The sequence below is a fragment of the Burkholderia theae genome (genome assembly GCF_048565265.1).
Classification (GTDB): domain Bacteria; phylum Pseudomonadota; class Gammaproteobacteria; order Burkholderiales; family Burkholderiaceae; genus Burkholderia; species Burkholderia theae.
Window position 1 is genome coordinate 3,398,353 of the sequence record NZ_CP183461.1, and the last position, 16,800, is coordinate 3,415,152.

General features: G+C 66.5%; 17 protein-coding genes. 4 read left to right on the plus strand and 13 right to left on the minus strand.

What is annotated here, in order from left to right:
* The first annotated feature begins 70 nt into the window (after positions 1-70).
* Complete coding sequence (locus tag ACN22W_RS16025) at positions 71-1,036, plus strand: transcriptional regulator GcvA (protein WP_419685376.1); 966 nt, start codon at positions 71-73, stop codon at positions 1,034-1,036.
* On the opposite strand, the gene ACN22W_RS16030 is transcribed toward ACN22W_RS16025, so the two are convergent.
* The 10 genes from ACN22W_RS16030 to ACN22W_RS16075 all read right to left on the minus strand — a co-directional run bounded on the left by ACN22W_RS16030 (position 1,033) and on the right by ACN22W_RS16075 (position 10,180).
* On the minus strand, positions 1,033-1,341 hold the full coding sequence (locus tag ACN22W_RS16030) for a YbeD family protein (RefSeq protein WP_011546305.1): 309 nt from the start codon (positions 1,339-1,341) through the stop codon (positions 1,033-1,035). The genes ACN22W_RS16025 and ACN22W_RS16030 overlap by 4 nt on opposite strands.
* Positions 1,341-2,267: a D-amino acid aminotransferase gene (locus ACN22W_RS16035; RefSeq protein ID WP_419685377.1), complete on the minus strand. Its 927-nt coding sequence runs from the start codon at positions 2,265-2,267 to the stop codon at positions 1,341-1,343. Before ACN22W_RS16035 ends, ACN22W_RS16030 begins: the two co-directional genes overlap by 1 nt.
* 48 nt (positions 2,268-2,315) lie before the next feature.
* A complete protein-coding gene (locus tag ACN22W_RS16040; protein WP_048247128.1) occupies positions 2,316-3,632 on the minus strand; it encodes a D-alanyl-D-alanine carboxypeptidase family protein in 1,317 nt (438 codons plus the stop codon).
* Positions 3,633-4,255: 623 nt separating this feature from the next.
* The gene (locus ACN22W_RS16045) at positions 4,256-4,900 is read right to left on the minus strand and encodes an alpha/beta hydrolase (protein ID WP_048247130.1); all 645 of its coding nucleotides are present in this window, start codon (positions 4,898-4,900) and stop codon (positions 4,256-4,258) included.
* Between the two features lie 13 nt (positions 4,901-4,913).
* Entirely contained in the window at positions 4,914-5,231 is a 318-nt protein-coding gene (locus tag ACN22W_RS16050) for a (2Fe-2S) ferredoxin domain-containing protein (RefSeq protein ID WP_006485233.1), read from the minus strand.
* 150 nt (positions 5,232-5,381) lie between these two features.
* Positions 5,382-6,533, minus strand: coding sequence for a VanZ family protein (locus ACN22W_RS16055; RefSeq protein WP_419685378.1), 1,152 nt, complete (start codon positions 6,531-6,533; stop codon positions 5,382-5,384).
* Between the two features lie 19 nt (positions 6,534-6,552).
* On the minus strand, positions 6,553-7,191 hold the full coding sequence (locus tag ACN22W_RS16060) for an ABC-type transport auxiliary lipoprotein family protein (RefSeq protein ID WP_412022957.1): 639 nt from the start codon (positions 7,189-7,191) through the stop codon (positions 6,553-6,555).
* 23 nt (positions 7,192-7,214) lie between these two features.
* Entirely contained in the window at positions 7,215-8,144 is a 930-nt protein-coding gene (locus tag ACN22W_RS16065; protein WP_419685379.1) for an MlaD family protein, read from the minus strand.
* Positions 8,145-8,171: 27 nt separating this feature from the next.
* Positions 8,172-9,059, minus strand: coding sequence for an ABC transporter ATP-binding protein (locus ACN22W_RS16070; protein ID WP_419685380.1), 888 nt, complete (start codon positions 9,057-9,059; stop codon positions 8,172-8,174).
* A complete protein-coding gene (locus ACN22W_RS16075) occupies positions 9,056-10,180 on the minus strand; it encodes an MlaE family ABC transporter permease (protein WP_129513064.1) in 1,125 nt (374 codons plus the stop codon). The genes ACN22W_RS16070 and ACN22W_RS16075 overlap by 4 nt, the downstream gene beginning before the upstream one ends.
* 282 nt (positions 10,181-10,462) lie before the next feature.
* Here ACN22W_RS16075 and ACN22W_RS16080 point away from each other — a divergent pair, with 282 nt between their 5' ends.
* The 3 genes from ACN22W_RS16080 to ACN22W_RS16090 all read left to right on the plus strand — a co-directional run bounded on the left by ACN22W_RS16080 (position 10,463) and on the right by ACN22W_RS16090 (position 14,112).
* Positions 10,463-12,532: a bifunctional 2',3'-cyclic-nucleotide 2'-phosphodiesterase/3'-nucleotidase gene (locus tag ACN22W_RS16080; protein ID WP_419685381.1), complete on the plus strand. Its 2,070-nt coding sequence runs from the start codon at positions 10,463-10,465 to the stop codon at positions 12,530-12,532.
* Positions 12,533-12,540: 8 nt separating this feature from the next.
* On the plus strand, positions 12,541-13,386 hold the full coding sequence (locus tag ACN22W_RS16085) for a tetratricopeptide repeat protein (protein ID WP_419685382.1): 846 nt from the start codon (positions 12,541-12,543) through the stop codon (positions 13,384-13,386).
* Positions 13,387-13,569: 183 nt separating this feature from the next.
* Entirely contained in the window at positions 13,570-14,112 is a 543-nt protein-coding gene (locus ACN22W_RS16090; RefSeq protein ID WP_419685383.1) for a hypothetical protein, read from the plus strand.
* A 998-nt stretch (positions 14,113-15,110) separates the two neighbouring features.
* Here the strand turns inward: ACN22W_RS16090 and ACN22W_RS16095 are convergent.
* From ACN22W_RS16095 to ACN22W_RS16105, 3 genes are read right to left on the minus strand one after another with little or no spacing between them, the layout of a single operon-like run.
* Positions 15,111-15,365, minus strand: a complete 255-nt coding sequence (locus tag ACN22W_RS16095; RefSeq protein ID WP_155420244.1) for a hypothetical protein — start codon at positions 15,363-15,365, stop codon at positions 15,111-15,113.
* Complete coding sequence (locus tag ACN22W_RS16100) at positions 15,362-15,949, minus strand: type VI secretion system amidase effector protein Tae4 (RefSeq protein WP_080970864.1); 588 nt, start codon at positions 15,947-15,949, stop codon at positions 15,362-15,364. The genes ACN22W_RS16095 and ACN22W_RS16100 overlap by 4 nt, the downstream gene beginning before the upstream one ends.
* Entirely contained in the window at positions 15,925-16,536 is a 612-nt protein-coding gene (locus ACN22W_RS16105) for a hypothetical protein (protein WP_230684475.1), read from the minus strand. Before ACN22W_RS16105 ends, ACN22W_RS16100 begins: the two co-directional genes overlap by 25 nt.
* Positions 16,537-16,800: the final 264 nt, after the last annotated feature.

A 16,800-nucleotide genomic window follows, 5' to 3' on the forward strand; every position in this document is an offset into this window, starting at 1 on the left:
ACAATCGTAGTCACTTCAAGGCGTCCGACCAAACGACCAATTTTCACGTCGATGTGAGGAAAATTAGCAAATGGACCTCCGACAGCTACCTGCGCTGAATGCGATTCGCGCGTTCGAAGCCGCCGCCCGTCACGAGAATTTCTCGCGCGCCGCCGACGAGCTGTTCGTCACGCACGGCGCGGTCAGCCACCAGGTGCGCGCGCTCGAGGAAGAGCTCGGCGTGCAGCTTTTCACACGCAACGGCAAGCGGCTGTGCCTGACCGACGCCGGCATGCGCTACGCGCAGCAGGTGCGCGGCGCGCTGATGGTGATCGCCGACGCGACCCGCGACGTGCGCGCGAGCGACCGCGACCGGCGCCTCGTGGTGTCGATGCTGTCGTCGTTCGCCGCGCGCTTCATCACGCCGCGCATCGGCCGGTTCATCGAGCGGCATCCGGAAATCGACGTCGAGCTGCAATCGACCAACTCGCTCACCGATTTCGCGCGCGACGACGTGGATCTCGCGATCCGCTTCGGCTTCGGCACCTATCCGGGGCTGCATGTCGAGCCGCTGTTCGAGGAAGTGTTCTTTCCGGCGTGCGCACCGACGCTGAACGGCGGCAAGCTGCCGCAGACGCCCGCCGATCTCGTGCACTACAACCTGCTGCGCTCGGACGACGAGCTGTGGCGGCCGTGGTTCGACGCGGCCGGGCTCGATACGCTGACCGAGCCGAAGCGGGGGATTCTGTACCAGGATTCGTCGAACCTGCTGCTGGCCGCGATCGACGGCCAGGGCATCGCGCTCGTGCGCCGCTCGCTCGCGGTGCACGACCTGCTGGACGGGCGCATCGTGCGCCTGTTCGACATCGACGGGCCGAGCCCGTGGCACTATTTTTTCGTGTGTCCGCCGCCGCTGCTGAACACGCCGCGCGTGCAGGCGTTCAGGACCTGGCTGCTCGAGGAAGTCGCCGAATTCAAGCGGCTGTGCGACGAGCTGGACGCGCGGCGCGCGGCGGGGAAGACCCCCGCCGAGTGCGCGCAGGAAGGAGGCGCTTAGAGTACGACCTTGACCATCGGATGGCCGGTCAGTGCGCGGTAGATGTTGTCGAGCTGTTCCTGGCTCGTCGCGCGCACGGTGATCGTGAGGCCCGTGTAATTGCCGCCGCTCGACGCGCGCTCCTCGATCTTCTCGACATCGATCTCGTTGTCGTGCACGGCGACGACCTTGAAGATCGTGTCCTTGAACTCGGGGTGCGCCTTGCCCATGATCTTGATCGGGAAATCGCACGGAAACTCCAGCAGCGACTCCTTCCGGGTCTCGATCGCGCCGGTGACCTCGACGGTTTTGGTCGGTTCGCTCATCATTTTCTCCGGGTTAGGTCAAACTGTTCAAACTCGCGTGCCTTCGCACGCTGGTACGCGTCGTACAACGCCGCGAACACGGGGCCCGGCTTGCCGCCCTGCACGGGCAGATCGTCGAGCGACGTGACGGGCAGCACTTCCTTCGTGGCCGACGTGATCATGATCTCGTCCGCGGCACGCAGCTCGACCTCGCTGATCTCGCGTGCGACGAACCGAATGCCGCATTCGTCGGCCAGTTGCTCGACCAGCGCATAACGGATCCCTTCGAGGATCTTGTTGCTGCGCGGCGGCGCGAGCAGCTCGCCGTTCTTCACGATCCACACGTTCGACGACGAGCCTTCGGTCAGGTAGCCGTCGCGCAACTGCAGCGTCTCGAACGCGTCGCGTTCGGCCGCATGTTGCGCCATCAGCACGTTGCCGAGCAGCGAGATCGACTTGATGTCGCAATGCAGCCAGCGGCGATCCTCGGCCGTCACGCAGCGCACACCCTTCGCGCGCTCCTCTTCCGGCGGCAGGCGCAGCGGGCTCGTCATCGCGAACACCGTCGGCACCGTGTTCGCCGGGAACGCATGGCCGCGCTTCGCGACGCCGCGCGTCACCTGCAGGTAGACAAGCGCGTTGCCGTCGCCGAGGCCGTCGGCATTCGCCGCGACGACGCGCTCGATCAGCGCGCGCCAGCCGGCCGCGTCGTGCGGGTTCTCGATGCCGATCTTCTTCAGGCTCCGCGCGAGCCGCTCCAGATGCTGCTCGATCCGGAACGGCACGTGCGCGCCGTCGTGCGCATAAACGGGGACGACTTCATACACGCCGTCGCCGAAGATGAACCCGCGGTCGAGCACCGGGACACGGGCTTCCGACAGCGGCACCAGTTCCTCCTGCGACGAGACGCTGAGGTAGACGATCGGTTCGAATTCGGCTTGGCTCATGGCTATGACAGATGGGGATGAAGTCGTGAAAACAAAGGCCCGTCGTGCTTACTTCTTCTTGCTGAACATCAGCAGGATCGAGTCCCAGATACGCCCGAAGATACCCGCTTCCGGCACCGCCTGCAGCGCAACGACCGGGAATTCGGACAGCGTCTTGCCGTCGGCGACGATCTTCACGGTGCCGACCTGCTGGCCTTCCGCGAGCGGCGCGATCAGCGGCGCATTGACGTCGACTTCCGTCTTGACCTTGTCGCCGAGGCCGCGCGGCACGGTCGCCCACTGGTCGCTCTTCACGCCGACCTGCACGGTGTTTTCCTTGCCCTTGTAGATGCGCGGCGTCGAGATCGCCTGGCCGCCCTTGAACAGGCGCACCGAATCGAACGCGCTGTAGCCGTAGTTCAGCATCTTCATGCTGTCCTGCGTGCGCTCGCCTTCCTTCTGCTCGCCCATCATCACCGACACCAGGCGGCGCTGGCCGTCCACGCCCGGAATCGCGCGCTTGGCCGATGCGATCAGGCAGTAGCCGGCCGCTTGCGTATGGCCCGTCTTCAGGCCGTCGACCGTCGGGTCGAGCCACAGCAGACGGTTGCGGTTGCCCTGGCGGATGTTGTTGTACTTGAATTCCTTCTCCGAGAAGATGCTGTAGTACTGCGGAAAATCGCGGATCAGGTGGGCCGACAGGTTCGCGAGGTCGCCGGCCGTCGTGTAGTGGTTCGGGTCGGGCATGCCGTTCACGTCGGCGAAATGCGTGCCCTTCATGCCGAGGCGCTTGACCTCGTCGTTCATCATGTTGACGAACTGCCCTTCGCTGCCGCCGACGAGTTCGGCCAGCGCGATCGCGGCGTCGTTGCCCGACTGGATGATCATCCCGTACACGAGGTCGTGCACCGACACCGGCTTGTTCGCCTCGATGAACATGCGCGACTCGTCGCGGCCGACGCGGCGTACCGCGTCGCTCGGCGTGACGATCTGCTCCATCGAGATCTTCTTCTTGTCGAGCGCCTCGAACACGAGGTAGGCCGTCATCAGCTTGGTCAGCGACGCGGGCTCGACACGCTCGTCCGCATTGCCCGACGCAAGCACCGTGTTGCTCGTCGCATCGACGAGCACCCACGAGCGCGCGTTCACGCCCGGCGGCGGCACCGCGCCCGGCATGTAGGTCGCGGGCGCGCCGGTGAACTGCTCGGCGGCGGCGGCCGGCGCCGCATGCGCGGCCTTGGCCTTGGCGGCCGGCTTCGCCTCGGCGACGACGATCGTCGACGCGAGCGCGACAGGCAGCATCACGCCGAGCGCGACGTTACGCGCGGCGGTGCCAAAGGCGATGGAGGAAGCGAGGGACTTGAGGCCTTGGGGAGACAGACGCATGATCGATTCAGGCTGATGGCAGAAAGTGCGGTGCGAAACGCGCAGGGTTGAACGGCAAGGCGGCGGGCGTTTCGGGCACTCGCCCGAAATCGTCGGGCGACGCGAAACGCGCCGGTTGGACTCGTGCGGACGCGTTCGGTTCGCGGCCGTCGCGAGCGGGCGGACAGGCGGCGAAACGAGCGCCGCATGGGCCCAGCCGGGCCGCGGGCGACGCGGAATGCGGCCATTATACGTGGCCGCGAAGGGCGTTTTCGCGAACCGGGTGTCGTGCCCGCTGCCAGGCGGTGCCGATGTGCCGGCGGATTCACGCTCGCGGCAACGCGCAAACCGCGGCGATGCGCAGCGGCATCGCGAGGAATTGCCACGCCGCCACGGGCGCGAAGGTGCGGCACATCGGTACGGATTGGCGTCGGACACGGCACGGTCGCCGGCCGGCCGCATATCGGCTTCGAGAGCATAGCGCGGGTGCGCCGCCGGTCATCACGCTCGAAGCCGCGCGAAAGGCGCGCGCAGGCGGTGTGCAAGTCGGGTTGCGCCGCACGCTGCGGCGCGATGTCGCGCGGGTGAAGTGGCGCATCCGGCGGGTGCCGGGTGCGCGAGGTGAGCCGTCGGCGGTCAGCCGGTCAGCGCCACGCGTCGACGATGATGCGCTTCAGCACGTGCAGCTTGCGATGGAGGAAATGTTCGGCGCCGGGGATCACGACGACCGGCAGTTCCTGCGGCCGCGCCCAGTCGTACACCGATGCGATCGGCACCGTATCGTCGGTTTCGCCGTGAATCACGAGCGTGTTCTCGGGCACGTCGGCCACCTGCCAGCGGCTCGCGGCCGTACCGACGAACACCATCCGCTCGATCGTCTCGCCCGCGTCGCGCAGCCGCTTCGCGACGTGCGACAGCACGAAGGTGCCGAACGAGAAGCCCGCGAGCACGAGCGGCAGGTCCGCATACGCGGGCTGCGCGCGCATGTGCGCGAGCACCGCGAGCAGGTCGTCGGCTTCGCCGGTGCCGTTGTCGTGCACGCCTTCGGTCGCGCCGACGCCGCGGAAGTTCGACCGGTAGACGACGTAGTCGAGCTGGACCAGCGTGCGCGCCAGCGTTTGCGCGACCTTGTTGTCCATCGTGCCGCCGAACAGCGGATGCGGATGCGCGACGAGCGCGATGCCGCGCGGCGCGGCGCCGCCTTCGCGCACGGCGTCGGGCAGGTCGACCGCGATTTCGATCTGCCCGACCGGGCCCGCGATCAGCGACTTCTGCGTATGAACGTTCATTCGGCCGACCCGCTCAGATCTTCAGACGGTCGACAACCTTGCCGTCGCGCAGGTGCGATTCGACGATCTCGTCGATGTCGGCCTGGTCGACGTACGTGTACCACGTGCCTTCCGGATACACGACCATCACGGGCCCTTCCTCGCAGCGGTCGAGGCAGCCGGCCTTGTTGATGCGAACCTTGCCGGGCCCCGCGAGGCCGAGTTCCTTCACGCGCTTTTTCGCGTATTCCTGCATGGTCTGCGCGTCGCATTGTGCGCAGCTCGGGCGTTCGGCACCCGGGTCGCGCTGGTTCAGGCAGAAGAAGACGTGGTGCTGGTAGTAGGAATCCATGATGGTGGCGAGCGGCCCGGCGCGATGCCGTGCGGAAAGAGGAGCGATTGCCGTTGCACGGGGCAACGGATGATGGTCCGGACGATTATAGCGACCGGCGCGCACCGCTGCCCGCGACGAAGCAGCGGCCGCCCCGCCCGAAGCGCCGCGTCAGCGGCGCAACGCGGCCGGCAGCCACGCGTGCTCGACGCGCTGGCCGAGCCAGATCAGCGCCGCGTAGGGCCAGATCCACGCGAGCCAGCGCGCGATGCTGTTGAAGTGCACGTAGCGGCCCTGCCGCCAGCCCGACAGCGTGAAGTCGAAGAACGGATTGACGGGCAGCAGGTTGACGAGCGCCACGCCAGCCAGCAGCGCGAGCGCCGCGAGCGTTGCGCGCCACGTCGCCGGCACGCGCAGCGCGACGAGCGCGGCCGCGAAACCGAGCTCGATCCCGAGCCGCGCGCCGGGCGTCGCCCACACGACGACGAGGCCGGTGGCCGACTGCATGAACGTCGCGGCCGCCTTCAGCACGAGCGTCGCGGCGACGAACGCGATCAGGAGCCGGATGCGCGGCGCGCGCGGCCGCATCGCGAGCGACGCGATCGCCAGCGCGGCGAACAGCATCAGCCCGCCAAGCGCGGCTTCCCACGCGGAGTCGGACAACCAGCCGTCGACGCGCTCGGGCCATTCGCTCACGCGCCACGCGGTCGGCAGCCACGTGAGCAGCGCGTCCTGCATCGACGCGTCGGCGCGCTCCCACAGCGCGGCCGGCCAGTCGCCGATACCGAACAGGAACGGCGACGGAAACAGGATCGCGAACGGCCACAGCCCGGCGAGCAGCAGCGGCGTCGCGCCGTCCACCTCGAACCACGCGAAGCGCAGCCGGCGCAGCGCGCCGCGGTCGAGCAGCGCGCCCGTGGCCGGCGCGACAAGCGCCGCGCCCAGCAGCGCGCCGAGCGCATTGGCCGCGAGATCGAGATTCGACGCGACGCGCGTCGGCAGGTAGGTCTGTAGCGCCTCCATCGAGCCCGACAGCAGCACGCCGAGCCCGCCCGCGATCAGCGTCGCCGCAACGCCGCGCCAGCGCGGGTGCAGCGCGAGCACAGCGAGCGCGCCGAACGGCAAATAGCCGAGCACGTTCGTGACCACGTCGAATGCGGTCACATAGCGCTGCATCGGCGCGAACAGGTAATCGAACGGCCCGATGCCGAGCGACACCCAGCCTTCGAACGGATACAGCGATGCGTAGACGATGAGCGCCGCGTAAGCGGCAAAGGCCTGCCGCGCGAGCGACGACGCGCGGGGCGCGCCGGGCGCGTTCATCGCGGCTGCGCGGCACGCGTCACGGCGTGCCCGCGTACGCCTGCATGCCGACCCACGCGGCGATCTGCGACACGAGCTCGTCGCTCGCCGCCGCGAGCGCGCGCGCACCGCCGGCCGCATCGGGCGTGCTCGACGGCGCACGCGCGACGAACGTGCGCTGGCCGAGCACCTTGCCGTCCAGCGTCAGCGTCGCGCGCGCGGTGACGGCGCCGTGGCTCTGCGACTGGCCGTCGAACACCTGCTCGAATTCGTTCAGGTCGACCTTGAGGGTCGGCGCGCGCACGCCGTCGGAGCCTTCGAGCACCGCGCCGCGCGCCGACAGCGCGCCGCGCAGCCGCTGCGTGAGCAGTTGCGCGGGCGGTGCCGTCCAGCGGCTGTCGCGATAGACGGCCACGTGCTGCGCATCCGCGTACGCGAGGCGATACGCGAACTTGTCCGAATCGAGCGCATCGGGCGCGGCGACGTCGAGCACCTTCAGCGCGGGGCCCGCGCCGGCCGTCACGACCGAAGCAGCCGGCCCGAGGTCGTAACGGACATTCGACAGCGCCGCGCTGTTGCCGGCGCAGCCGGCCGCAAGCGAGAGCGTCAGCACGGCGAGCGCGGCCGCGGCCGGACGCAGCGCGCGGTCAAGGATTCGTGGCATGGCGTGTTCCTGCATGATGTTTCCGGTTTCGAAGGGCGTCACTGTCCGGCCGTCGCACCCGGCCACACAAAGTCCGCTTCACCGGGCCCGGGCGCCGAGCCAGGCGTACCGAACAACAGACTGCTCGGGTTGCGGCCGAGTTCACCGGCGACGTCCTTCAATTGCCGCGACGCGTCGCCGACGCTGCCGGCCAGCGCATTGAAGCGCGGCAGCGTGTCGTACTGCACGCGCGCGTTGAGATCGTTCAGCGCGACGCCGACCTGCTCCGCGGCCGTGCCGGCCTTGTTCAGGTTCGACACGAGCGGCCCGTTCGGCTGCAGCAGCGTGTTCGCCGACGCCATCGTGCGGTTCACCTGGTGCATCGTCTCCGGCAGCGCGGCGACGGCCGGGGCGAGCTGCTTCGACAGCGTCGTCGCGCCGTCGGCCGCGTGCTGCAGGCTTTCGGCGGTCGCGCGCAACTGCTCGCGCATCTCGGGCGACATCAGCGCGTTCGCGCTCTTCGCGGCCAGTTCGAGTTGCCGCAGCAGCACGTCGCCGCGCTCCTGGATCTGGTCGAACAGGCTCGGCCGCATCGGGATCTGCGCGATTGCCTTCGGCGACGACGGCAGCGGCGCCAGGTCGCGGCCCGTATCCTCGAGCTGCACGAACGCGATGCCCGTCACGCCCTGGAAACCGAGACTGCCGTAGGTCGACTGCGTGATCGGCGCATCGTGGTCGACGAGAATCCGGATCCGGATCTGGCCCGGGTGCGTGCGATCGAAGCCGATCGACTGCACCTTGCCGACGTCGAGGCCGCGAAACCGCACGGCCGCGTCCGGGAACAGCCCCGTCACGTTGGTGCGCGCGAGCAGGTCGTACGGCACGCGCACGGTGCGGTCGACGTTGAACCAGAACACGGTGCCCGCGATCGCGAGCGTCAGCGCGATCGTGAACAGGCCGGCCCAGAACGCATGTGATTTGTTTTCCATTCGCGGATTCCTTGCTCCTTGCCTTGCCTACAGCTCGACGCTCGACAGCGCCGGTTCGAGGGCCGCCTTCGGCAGCTTCGCGCGCCGCTCGGGCGGCAGCGCCTGCAATGCACGGCGCCCGCGCAGCCCCAGGAAATATTCGTGGATGAACGGATGGTCGACGTTCGCGACCTCCTCGACCGGCGCGGCGACCAGCACCTTGCGGTCGGCCAGCACCGCGACGCGCGTCGACAGCGCGACCATCGTGTCGAGATCGTGCGTCACCATCACGACGGTCAGCCCGAGCGTGCGATGCAGCGTCGCGATCAGCTCGACGAATTCGTCCGATGCCTGCGGGTCCAGGCCGGCCGTCGGCTCGTCGAGGAACAACAGCTCGGGCTCGAGCGCGATCGCGCGCGCGATGCCGACCCGCTTCACCATCCCGCCCGACAGCGCGGCCGGCATCTTCGACGCGTGCTTGCACGGCAGCCCGACCATCTCGAGCTTCAGCATCACGATGTCGTGCAGCAGGTCCGGCGGCACGCGGCCGAGCTCGCGCAGCGGCTGCGCGACGTTGTCGAACACCGTCATCGACGAGAACAGCGCGCCCTGCTGGAACAGCATCCCCGAGCGCGTGCGCATCATCCGCGCGCTCGCGTCGTCGATCGTCGCCGTATCCTCGCCGAACACCTTGATCGTGCCCGACGTCGGCCGCTCGAGGCCGAGGATCTGCCGCACGAGCGTGGTCTTGCCCGAGCCCGAACCGCCGACGACCGACACGATCTCGCCGCGCCGCACGTCGAAGTCGAGCTTCTGGTGAATGATGTTGCGCCCGTAGCGCTTCGTCAGGTTGCGCACCTCGATCACGAGGTCGCCGGTATCGGCCGCAGCATGGGCCACAGCGGCATCGGCCGCAGATTCGTTCGACGCGTTCATCCGAGCCCCACGTTCTGGAACAGGATCGCGAACACCGCGTCCGCGAGGATCACGACCGTGATCGACGACACGACCGACGTGGTCGTGCCTTCGCCGAGGCTCTGCGAGTTCGCCTTGATCCGGAAGCCGAAATGGCAGGCGACCAGCGCGATCAGCATGCCGAACACGACGCCCTTGCCGACGCCGATATACAGGTTGGCGATCGGCACGACGCCCGGCAGCGAGCGCACGAAGTAGTTGACGTCGATCCCGAGCACGAGCTTCGCGGCGAGCGCGCCGCCGGTCAGCGCGATGATGTTGGTCCACATCACGAGCAGCGGCATCGCGACGCCGAGCGCGAGCACGCGCGGCAGGATCAGCCGCAGCCCGTGCGGGATGCCCATCACGCGCATCGCGTCGAGCTCCTCGGTCACGCGCATCACGCCGATCTGCGCGGTGATCGCCGAGCCCGAGCGGCCCGCGACGAGGATCGCCGACAGCACCGGCCCGAGCTCGCGGATCACCGACAGCCCGAGGATGTTCACGATGTAGCGGTTCGCGCCGAACATCTGCAGCTGCTGCGCGGACAGGTAGCTGAGCACGATGCCGATCAGGAACGCGACGAGCGCGGTGATCGGCAGCGCCTGCGCGCCGGCGCTGTAGATGTTCGCCGAGGTTTCCTTCCACGGCATGGTCCGCGGGCGGCGCAGCACCGACAGCGCATCGAGGATCACGAGGCCGAACATCGCGATGCCGCCCTGCAGGTGTTCGCCGAACGAGAAGATCGCCTGGCCGAGCCGCGTGACGGGATCGAAGCGCACGACGCGCTCGGGCGCCTCGCGCGCGCTGTCGAGCCGCTCGATGCGCTCGAAGATCGTGCGCTGCGTGGCGCTCAGCGCGACGCCGGCCGGCAGCTTGCGGCCCCACACGCGCCACAGTGCCTGGCCGCCGACGTGGTCGAGCCGCTCGATGCCGGACAGGTCCCATTCGCTCACGCGCCCGGAGCCGATGCTCGCGACGCGACGCGCGACCGCGCCGCGATTGCGCGCGAGCGCGAGCGCGGTCCACTGGCCGTACAGGCGCACCGTCCGGCCCTGGCCGCCGGCGTCGACCGACAGGCCGGGAGGAGTCTCGAAGTCCAAGGGCAGGTTGTTTGCAAAAGGATGACAGCGGCCATTGTAGCGAACCGCCCGGCGCCGCGACGTGAGGATTTCCGTGAGGGCGCCTGGCTGGGGGCGCCCGGCCCGGGTCTGCTCGTTGGCCGCCGCACACCGCCGCCCGCAGCCGGCGTCGCCACCTTTCATTCTTCCGTCACGTTTCCTTTCGATACTCTCACGCGCCGCACCTCAGGCCGTCGGCGCCCCGCGCCGCCATTGTGTTGCGCACCTCGCCAAAACAGAACAGAACTCCAAACAGGACAACCGATGCGTTTCCCCCCGCTTTCCCGCCGCCGCGTACCGGCCGCCACCGCGCTCGCCAGCCTCGCCTTTGCCCTCGCCGGCTGCGGCGGCGACGACATCTCCGCCCCGCCGCCGTCGCAGCCGCAGGCCCAGACGCCGGTCGGCACGAAGGCCACGCTCGCGCTGCTCGAGACGACCGACCTGCACACCAACGTGCTGTCGTATGACTATTTCAAGCTCGCCGCCGACAACTCGCTCGGCTTCGAGCGCGTATCGACGCTGATCGCGCAGGCGCGCGCGCAGTATCCGAACACGCTGCTGCTCGACAACGGCGACACGATCCAGGGCACCGCGCTGTCGGACTACCAGGCGCTCGTGAAGCCGGTCGGCTGCGACCAGACGCTCGCGATCTACAAGGTGATGAACGCCGCGAAATTCGACGGCGGCGGGATCGGCAACCACGAATTCAACTACGGGCTGCCGTACCTGTCGCAGGTGACCGGCAACACGTTCGAGGTCGACGGCCTGCCGGCCCCGGCCCAGCAGAAGAAGTGCGCGGGCCCGAACTTCCCGCAGGTGCTCGCGAACGTGATCAGCGCGAAGACCAACGCGCCGCTGTTCACGCCGTACACGATCCTGACCCGCACGGTGACGGCGACGACGCCGGACGGCAAGACGGTCAGCGCGCCCGTGAAGATCGGCATCATCGGCTTCACGCCGCCCGCGATCATGAACTGGGACAAGCGCTGGCTCGACGGCAAGGTCTACACGACCGGCCTGAAGGAAGCCGCCGAGAAGTACATTCCCGAGATGCGCGCGAAGGGCGCCGATCTCGTCGTCGCGATCTCGCACGGCGGTCTCGACAATTCCGCATATTCGCCGACGATGGAGAACGGCAGCTGGTGGCTGTCGACCGTGTCCGGCATCGACGCGATGCTGATCGGCCACTCGCACCAGGTGTTCCCGGACGCAAACAGCACCGTGTCGCAGTTCAACCTGCCGGGCGTCGACAAGGTCAAGGGCACCGTCAACGGCGTGCCGACCGTGATGGCCAACTACTGGGGCAAGCACCTCGGCGTGATCAAGCTCGGCCTGAAGTTCGACGGCAAGGCGTGGAGCGTCGACAAGTCGCAGACGACCGTCGAGGCGCGGCCGATCCAGAACGCCGACAAGTCCTACGTCGCGGCCGATCCGTCGGTATCCGCGGCGATCGCCGCCGAGCACCAGGCGACGATCGATTACGTGAAGACGCCGATCGGCTCGACCGACTACCGGATGAACTCGTACTTCGCGGATGTCGGCGATCCGGGCGCGATCCAGATCGTCAACGAAGCGCAGGCCGACTACGTGAAGACCTACGTGCAGGCGAACCTGCCGCAGTACGCGTCGCTGCCGGTGCTGTCGGTCAGCGCGCCGTTCAAGAGCGGGTTCGGCGGCGGCAGCGACTACACCGACGTCGCGCCGGGCGCGCTCGCGATCAACAACGCGGCCGACCTGTACCTGTATCCGAACACCGTGTACGCGGTGAAGGTCAGCGGCGCCGACGTGAAGAGCTGGCTCGAGACGGCCGCGAAGCGCTTCAACCGGATCGACCCGACCAAGGCGACCGTGCAGCCGCTCGTCAGCACCTTCCCCGGCTACAACTTCGACATGTTCACGTCCGCCGATCTCGCGTACGAAATCGACGTCACGCAGCCGCTCGGCAGCCGGATCAAGAACCTCACGTACAAGGGCGCGCCGATCGACCCGAACGCGCAGTTCATCGTCGCGACCAACAACTACCGCGCGAGCGGCGGCGGCAACTTCCCGGGCCTCGACGGCAGCAAGACGATCTTCGCGTCGCCGGATGCGAACCGCGACGTGCTGATCGCATTCGTGAAGCAGCGCGGCAAGATCACGCGCACCGCCGACGGCGCGCAGCGCAGCTGGCGCTTCACGAAGCTCGCGAGTTCGGTCGCGCACGTGCAGTTCGCGTCCGCGCCGAACCGTCTCGGCGATGCGGCGGCGGCCGGCCTGGCCGGCATCACGCAGGTCGCGGCCGACGACGGCTCGGGCAAGAACCTCGCCATCTACGAGATCGACCTGACGCAATGAGACACGCGATGCAACCGATCCGGACGATGCGGCCGGCCGAAACCGGCCTCGCCGCCGCCGCGCGGCGCCTGCTGCGCGCAAAACTCCCGCCGGCCGCGCTGCTCGCGGCGGCGGCCGTGACCGTCGCGGCCGTCGTCGCGGCGACCGGCCTGCGCGGGGCCGGCCCCGCGCCGAGCGCCGCGCAGCTCGACGAGTGGCAGGCAATGGTCACGCAGGCCACCGAGCCGCACGCGCTCGCGCAATTGCGCACCCTCGCGCGCCGCGGGTCGGGCGCCGCGCAGGCGGCGCTCGGCATCGCGCTCGTCGACGCGCGCGAACCGGGGCTGCGCGACGAGGGGCGCGGCTGGCTGGAAACCGCCGCGCAGGCGAACGGCAAGGCCGACGCACCGGCCGCGCGGCGCGCGCAGCTCGCGCTCGGCAAGGCACTGCTGCTCGGCAGCGGCGACATCCCGAAGGACTACGCACGCGCACGCGCGCTGCTCGGCGAAGCTGCCGAACAGGGCGACCCGGCCGCCGCGTATTACCTCGGGCTGATCTATCGCAGCGGCTACGGCATCGCCGCCGATCCCGTGCAGGCCGCGCACTGGTTCGGGATCGCGTCGCGCGCGGAGATTCCGGCCGCGGACTTCATGCTCGCGAACGCGTACCGCGACGGCAGCGGCGTGCCGCGCGACGACGCGCACGCACTGGCGCTGTATCGCCGGGCCGCCGAACACGAGTTGCCGGAAGCCGTGCAGACGCTCGCGATGGCCTATCGCAACGGCGAGCTGGGACTCCGGCCCGACGCGGACGAATTCCACGCGCAGTGGATCGAAACCGCGCATGCGCTGAAGCACCCGGTCGTCGCGCCATGACGGTTCGCCCGCCTGCGCCAACACGCACCAGAGGAACCACAGCAGTCTGACGCGCATGACCCGCGCCCCGCGATCGTCCGGAACCGGAACCGATCGCGGGGCGCGGGCGTGCGCGCCGGTCGATCGGCGCGCGCCAATGCCTTAACATGCAGCCTCACAATAAAATCTGAGAGAACTGCACCCATGTCCGATCGCCTGTCCCGGCTTCGCGCCGCCGTCGGCGCTGCCGCCATTTCCGTCGCCGCCGCCCCGCTCGTCGCACTCGCCGCGCCGCCCGCCCATCCCGACATCTTCAACGCCGCGCTCTGCAAGCCGCCGTTCACGTCGGACATGATGGATTCGATCTACAACACCGCGAAGGCAACCGATCCGAAGCCGGACGAGTCGATGCTCGGCGCCGCGGTCTTTCGTCTGCCGGAGCCGATCCACCGTGACGGCTTCACGACCCAGCACGTCGTGTTCGTCAGTACCGGGATCGGCGTGCTCGTCGACGGCGAAGTCGCCGACCGGCTCGCCGCGCGCTACCAGCTCACGCCCGAGAAGGGCCACCTGCTGGGCGCGTCGTCGGTCGGCTATTCGCGCCGGCTGACGGTCCGCGGGCCGGGGGGCGCGCTGATCCTCGTGTCGGCCCGCCAGGGCCCGGCGCTGAAGGGAAAAACGCTGCTTGCGTGCGAGATGACGTCGGAGGAAGACATCAAGGCGCTGGAGCAGATGGAAAAGCAGTAAGGCGTGTGGCGGGGTGCCGATAATCGAGCGGCCCGTCATTGCGAGCGGCGCTAAAGCAAACGGGACACGTAAGGTTCAAGATAAAGCAGACCCGCGAGTAGGGTCCCGATTCCGAGCGCTGCACTCCATCTTTTGCATGACCAACGCCGATACGCTATTGCATTGACGACGCTGAAGAACACCGCTGGCGCAAACAAGTACGTGAAGAAAAGCAGCCCTTACCACCATGAGATCGGGCATTTGTCGATCTCATAGCCCCCCCGCGCCGGTGTGCCTGGGGTTTCCGGCCATCTTATAAGGCTGTATGCATCAAGGTAGAGCCAGGTCAATAGCAAGCCACCGATGGTTCCAGAAAGCGTAATCCAGAATCGCTTCACGCAATCTCCCAAAACCAGATTGAATTCGATCTCCCGAAATCGGAATAACTGAGGCTTGGCAGAACGCTCGCACCCTGCCGAAATGATGCTATCCCGATATATCGCCCTAGCATGATTGTGCCGCAAGGATTGTCGCAGCAGCCAGGCGAACAGGCGGGAATAAACTCGATCTCGATCCGGTTACGCTGGCTCGGGAGAATGAGCGAATCGTTTCGCCACATCTTTGTATCGATGTTGATTCGACTCCGCGAAATCCCAAGATTCTAAAGATACACCTCAACAGATTCCGCTCGGCGACGCGCAACGGTCATCGCATCTTGTTCGCTTCCGTCCGCGAACCCGTAAATTACGACGGGACCGTCCTTCGCCGCACCATCACGGACGGTGATCAACAGACCGGCAAGCTCGACTCGGTCCGCGTTCGAAAGAGATGTAACACCGCGCTCGATCTTTCCACCGTACTGCAACGGGAAACTACACGCGAAAGCCATTCCACAAACACTTGGCACTGAAAAACCGATCAACGCACGGAACGTACCAAACACTATCGTCCGCACTTCTGTTTATCGCGATAAAGTTGATTCATATCGTTTGGAGACGGGCATGATGAACCAATGCACCTCAATCTCCTTTCCGTTTTTTTCTTTCCCGGTTTCGCCCGCATACATACCCACGCCAGCCGCCGATTACCGAGGCCACAACCAGGGACACAAACCAACCAACAAAAAACAGGTTGGCGACATGTGGGTTCGTATCGAACAGACTGCCTCTCCCGTGAAGAATCAACACGCCGAACAGATACAACCCGCCCCAACAAACAATCGTGGCCATGACCGAGCCAGAAATTGCACCGACGATGGGCTTCAACAGCTTCATTTTATCGGGAAGAACATGATTTTTTTAGACATACGAAAATCAGACCACAATCCTGGAATCACGATATTCCAGCGGGTTCGAAGCCCAGTACCGAATCCCGTGAGTTTTTCGCCGTTCCATAGATCAATGTGCCCGCCGCTTGCGTTTCCCTCTGCTTCCCCGTCGCGAGTCCAGTAACCGTCAAACATAATGATGCCAGTTCGCCCTTTGACTCTATCCCTCCAATCATCTCCAGTGACGTTTTCCGCCCTCCCCAGGCCCGCAAAAGGCTGCAGCTTCAACCATTCCCCGAGTTCATTGGCGCGCGTGGCGGTTGCTTTTCCATTCAGCAGGATTCGCCCGATGCTCGACTGACCAGCAAGCGGCTTGACCAGTTTCGATGAAAACGACTTCATTTCAACGCCGACACGATGAAAGGCGACGCTCATGCGGATGGCGCATTGATTCGTATAAGCCGGATTGTCATAGGGATTGCCCGACGGGTAGGCATCCCACAGCTCCTTGAATGTTACCGCCCTCAGTTGCACACCCTTGATGGAATCGGGCGTCGTGTTCGTTCTTACCGTTGTCGGGCTGTTTGGCATGGCGTCCAGTCCTTGTGTACAAGAGCGTCTTCGCCCCAATAGATCGTGTAACTGTCGGCGGTCTCGGAATGGATACGTGGCAACACGCCATCACCATTCACGTACCCTGCGAAGGTGCGCCCGTTACTCATTTCGATCAGATATGGATAGTTCTGCGGTAACGTGGTGCCTATGCCGACACGCACCTGTTCGTCGTAGCAGGGCGCGACGTCCGCTCGTGTCGCTACGACTTCCCCTTTGTCATCGGCTGTTTGAGCTAGCTTGTCTTTCTTGGACGCTCTCGCCTCTTCGGAGGTCACGATCATTTTCATGCCCCGCTCCGCATAGAACACAGGAGGCGGGTTGCATCCGCATACATTGATATCGCCGCTCAATGCCCATGATTTGCCATTGGGGCCCGTGCCCGGCAAACGCGGACCTTCCGGCGCGATGAATCCTTCCTGTTTGCAAGCTGCGCAGTAGGTCTTCATGTAGAGCGTTGCGATCTGTACGCGTGGTGGTGGATTAGAACATGTGACGGACTCCAGCCCTTCCGTAATCACGGCGTTACCGCCCCGGTCACCTTTGGCGAGGAAATAACGAATCATGCTGACTCACCTCGAAACGTCGCGCCCGAACGCTTCGCATCCGCATAAGGACGAACCGGTCCCGATTCGATGACTGCCTTATTGCCGGCCCGGATACTCCCGCTGCTTTCTGCAGCAAGCCGGCGGATAACCGTAGAAGAAGATGCTGGCGACTCTTGCCCGTTGCTCATCTGGATTCCCCGTCGTCAATGGCTGGCATCCAAAATGCCAAAACAGCAAAATGGAATCAATCAGACGAATTCGAAATCCTAATCAATTTATATG

Bases quoted from the DNA above. Each gene is read 5' to 3' on its own strand.
- ACN22W_RS16065 (WP_419685379.1), bottom strand. From the start codon at position 8,144: ATGGAAAACAAATCACATGCGTTCTGGGCCGGCCTGTTCACGATCGCG.
- ACN22W_RS16100 (WP_080970864.1), bottom strand. From the start codon at position 15,949: ATGCCAAACAGCCCGACAACGGTAAGAACGAACACGACGCCCGATTCC.
- ACN22W_RS16095 (WP_155420244.1), bottom strand. From the start codon at position 15,365: ATGAAGCTGTTGAAGCCCATCGTCGGTGCAATTTCTGGCTCGGTCATG.
- ACN22W_RS16105 (WP_230684475.1), bottom strand. From the start codon at position 16,536: ATGATTCGTTATTTCCTCGCCAAAGGTGACCGGGGCGGTAACGCCGTG.
- ACN22W_RS16050 (WP_006485233.1), bottom strand. From the start codon at position 5,231: ATGGATTCCTACTACCAGCACCACGTCTTCTTCTGCCTGAACCAGCGC.
- ACN22W_RS16030 (WP_011546305.1), bottom strand. From the start codon at position 1,341: ATGAGCGAACCGACCAAAACCGTCGAGGTCACCGGCGCGATCGAGACC.
- ACN22W_RS16025 (WP_419685376.1), top strand. From the start codon at position 71: ATGGACCTCCGACAGCTACCTGCGCTGAATGCGATTCGCGCGTTCGAA.
- ACN22W_RS16060 (WP_412022957.1), bottom strand. From the start codon at position 7,191: ATGCAGGAACACGCCATGCCACGAATCCTTGACCGCGCGCTGCGTCCG.
- ACN22W_RS16080 (WP_419685381.1), top strand. From the start codon at position 10,463: ATGCGTTTCCCCCCGCTTTCCCGCCGCCGCGTACCGGCCGCCACCGCG.
- ACN22W_RS16035 (WP_419685377.1), bottom strand. From the start codon at position 2,267: ATGAGCCAAGCCGAATTCGAACCGATCGTCTACCTCAGCGTCTCGTCG.
- ACN22W_RS16070 (WP_419685380.1), bottom strand. From the start codon at position 9,059: ATGAACGCGTCGAACGAATCTGCGGCCGATGCCGCTGTGGCCCATGCT.
- ACN22W_RS16090 (WP_419685383.1), top strand. From the start codon at position 13,570: ATGTCCGATCGCCTGTCCCGGCTTCGCGCCGCCGTCGGCGCTGCCGCC.
- ACN22W_RS16045 (WP_048247130.1), bottom strand. From the start codon at position 4,900: ATGAACGTTCATACGCAGAAGTCGCTGATCGCGGGCCCGGTCGGGCAG.
- ACN22W_RS16040 (WP_048247128.1), bottom strand. From the start codon at position 3,632: ATGCGTCTGTCTCCCCAAGGCCTCAAGTCCCTCGCTTCCTCCATCGCC.
- ACN22W_RS16055 (WP_419685378.1), bottom strand. From the start codon at position 6,533: ATGAACGCGCCCGGCGCGCCCCGCGCGTCGTCGCTCGCGCGGCAGGCC.
- ACN22W_RS16085 (WP_419685382.1), top strand. From the start codon at position 12,541: ATGCAACCGATCCGGACGATGCGGCCGGCCGAAACCGGCCTCGCCGCC.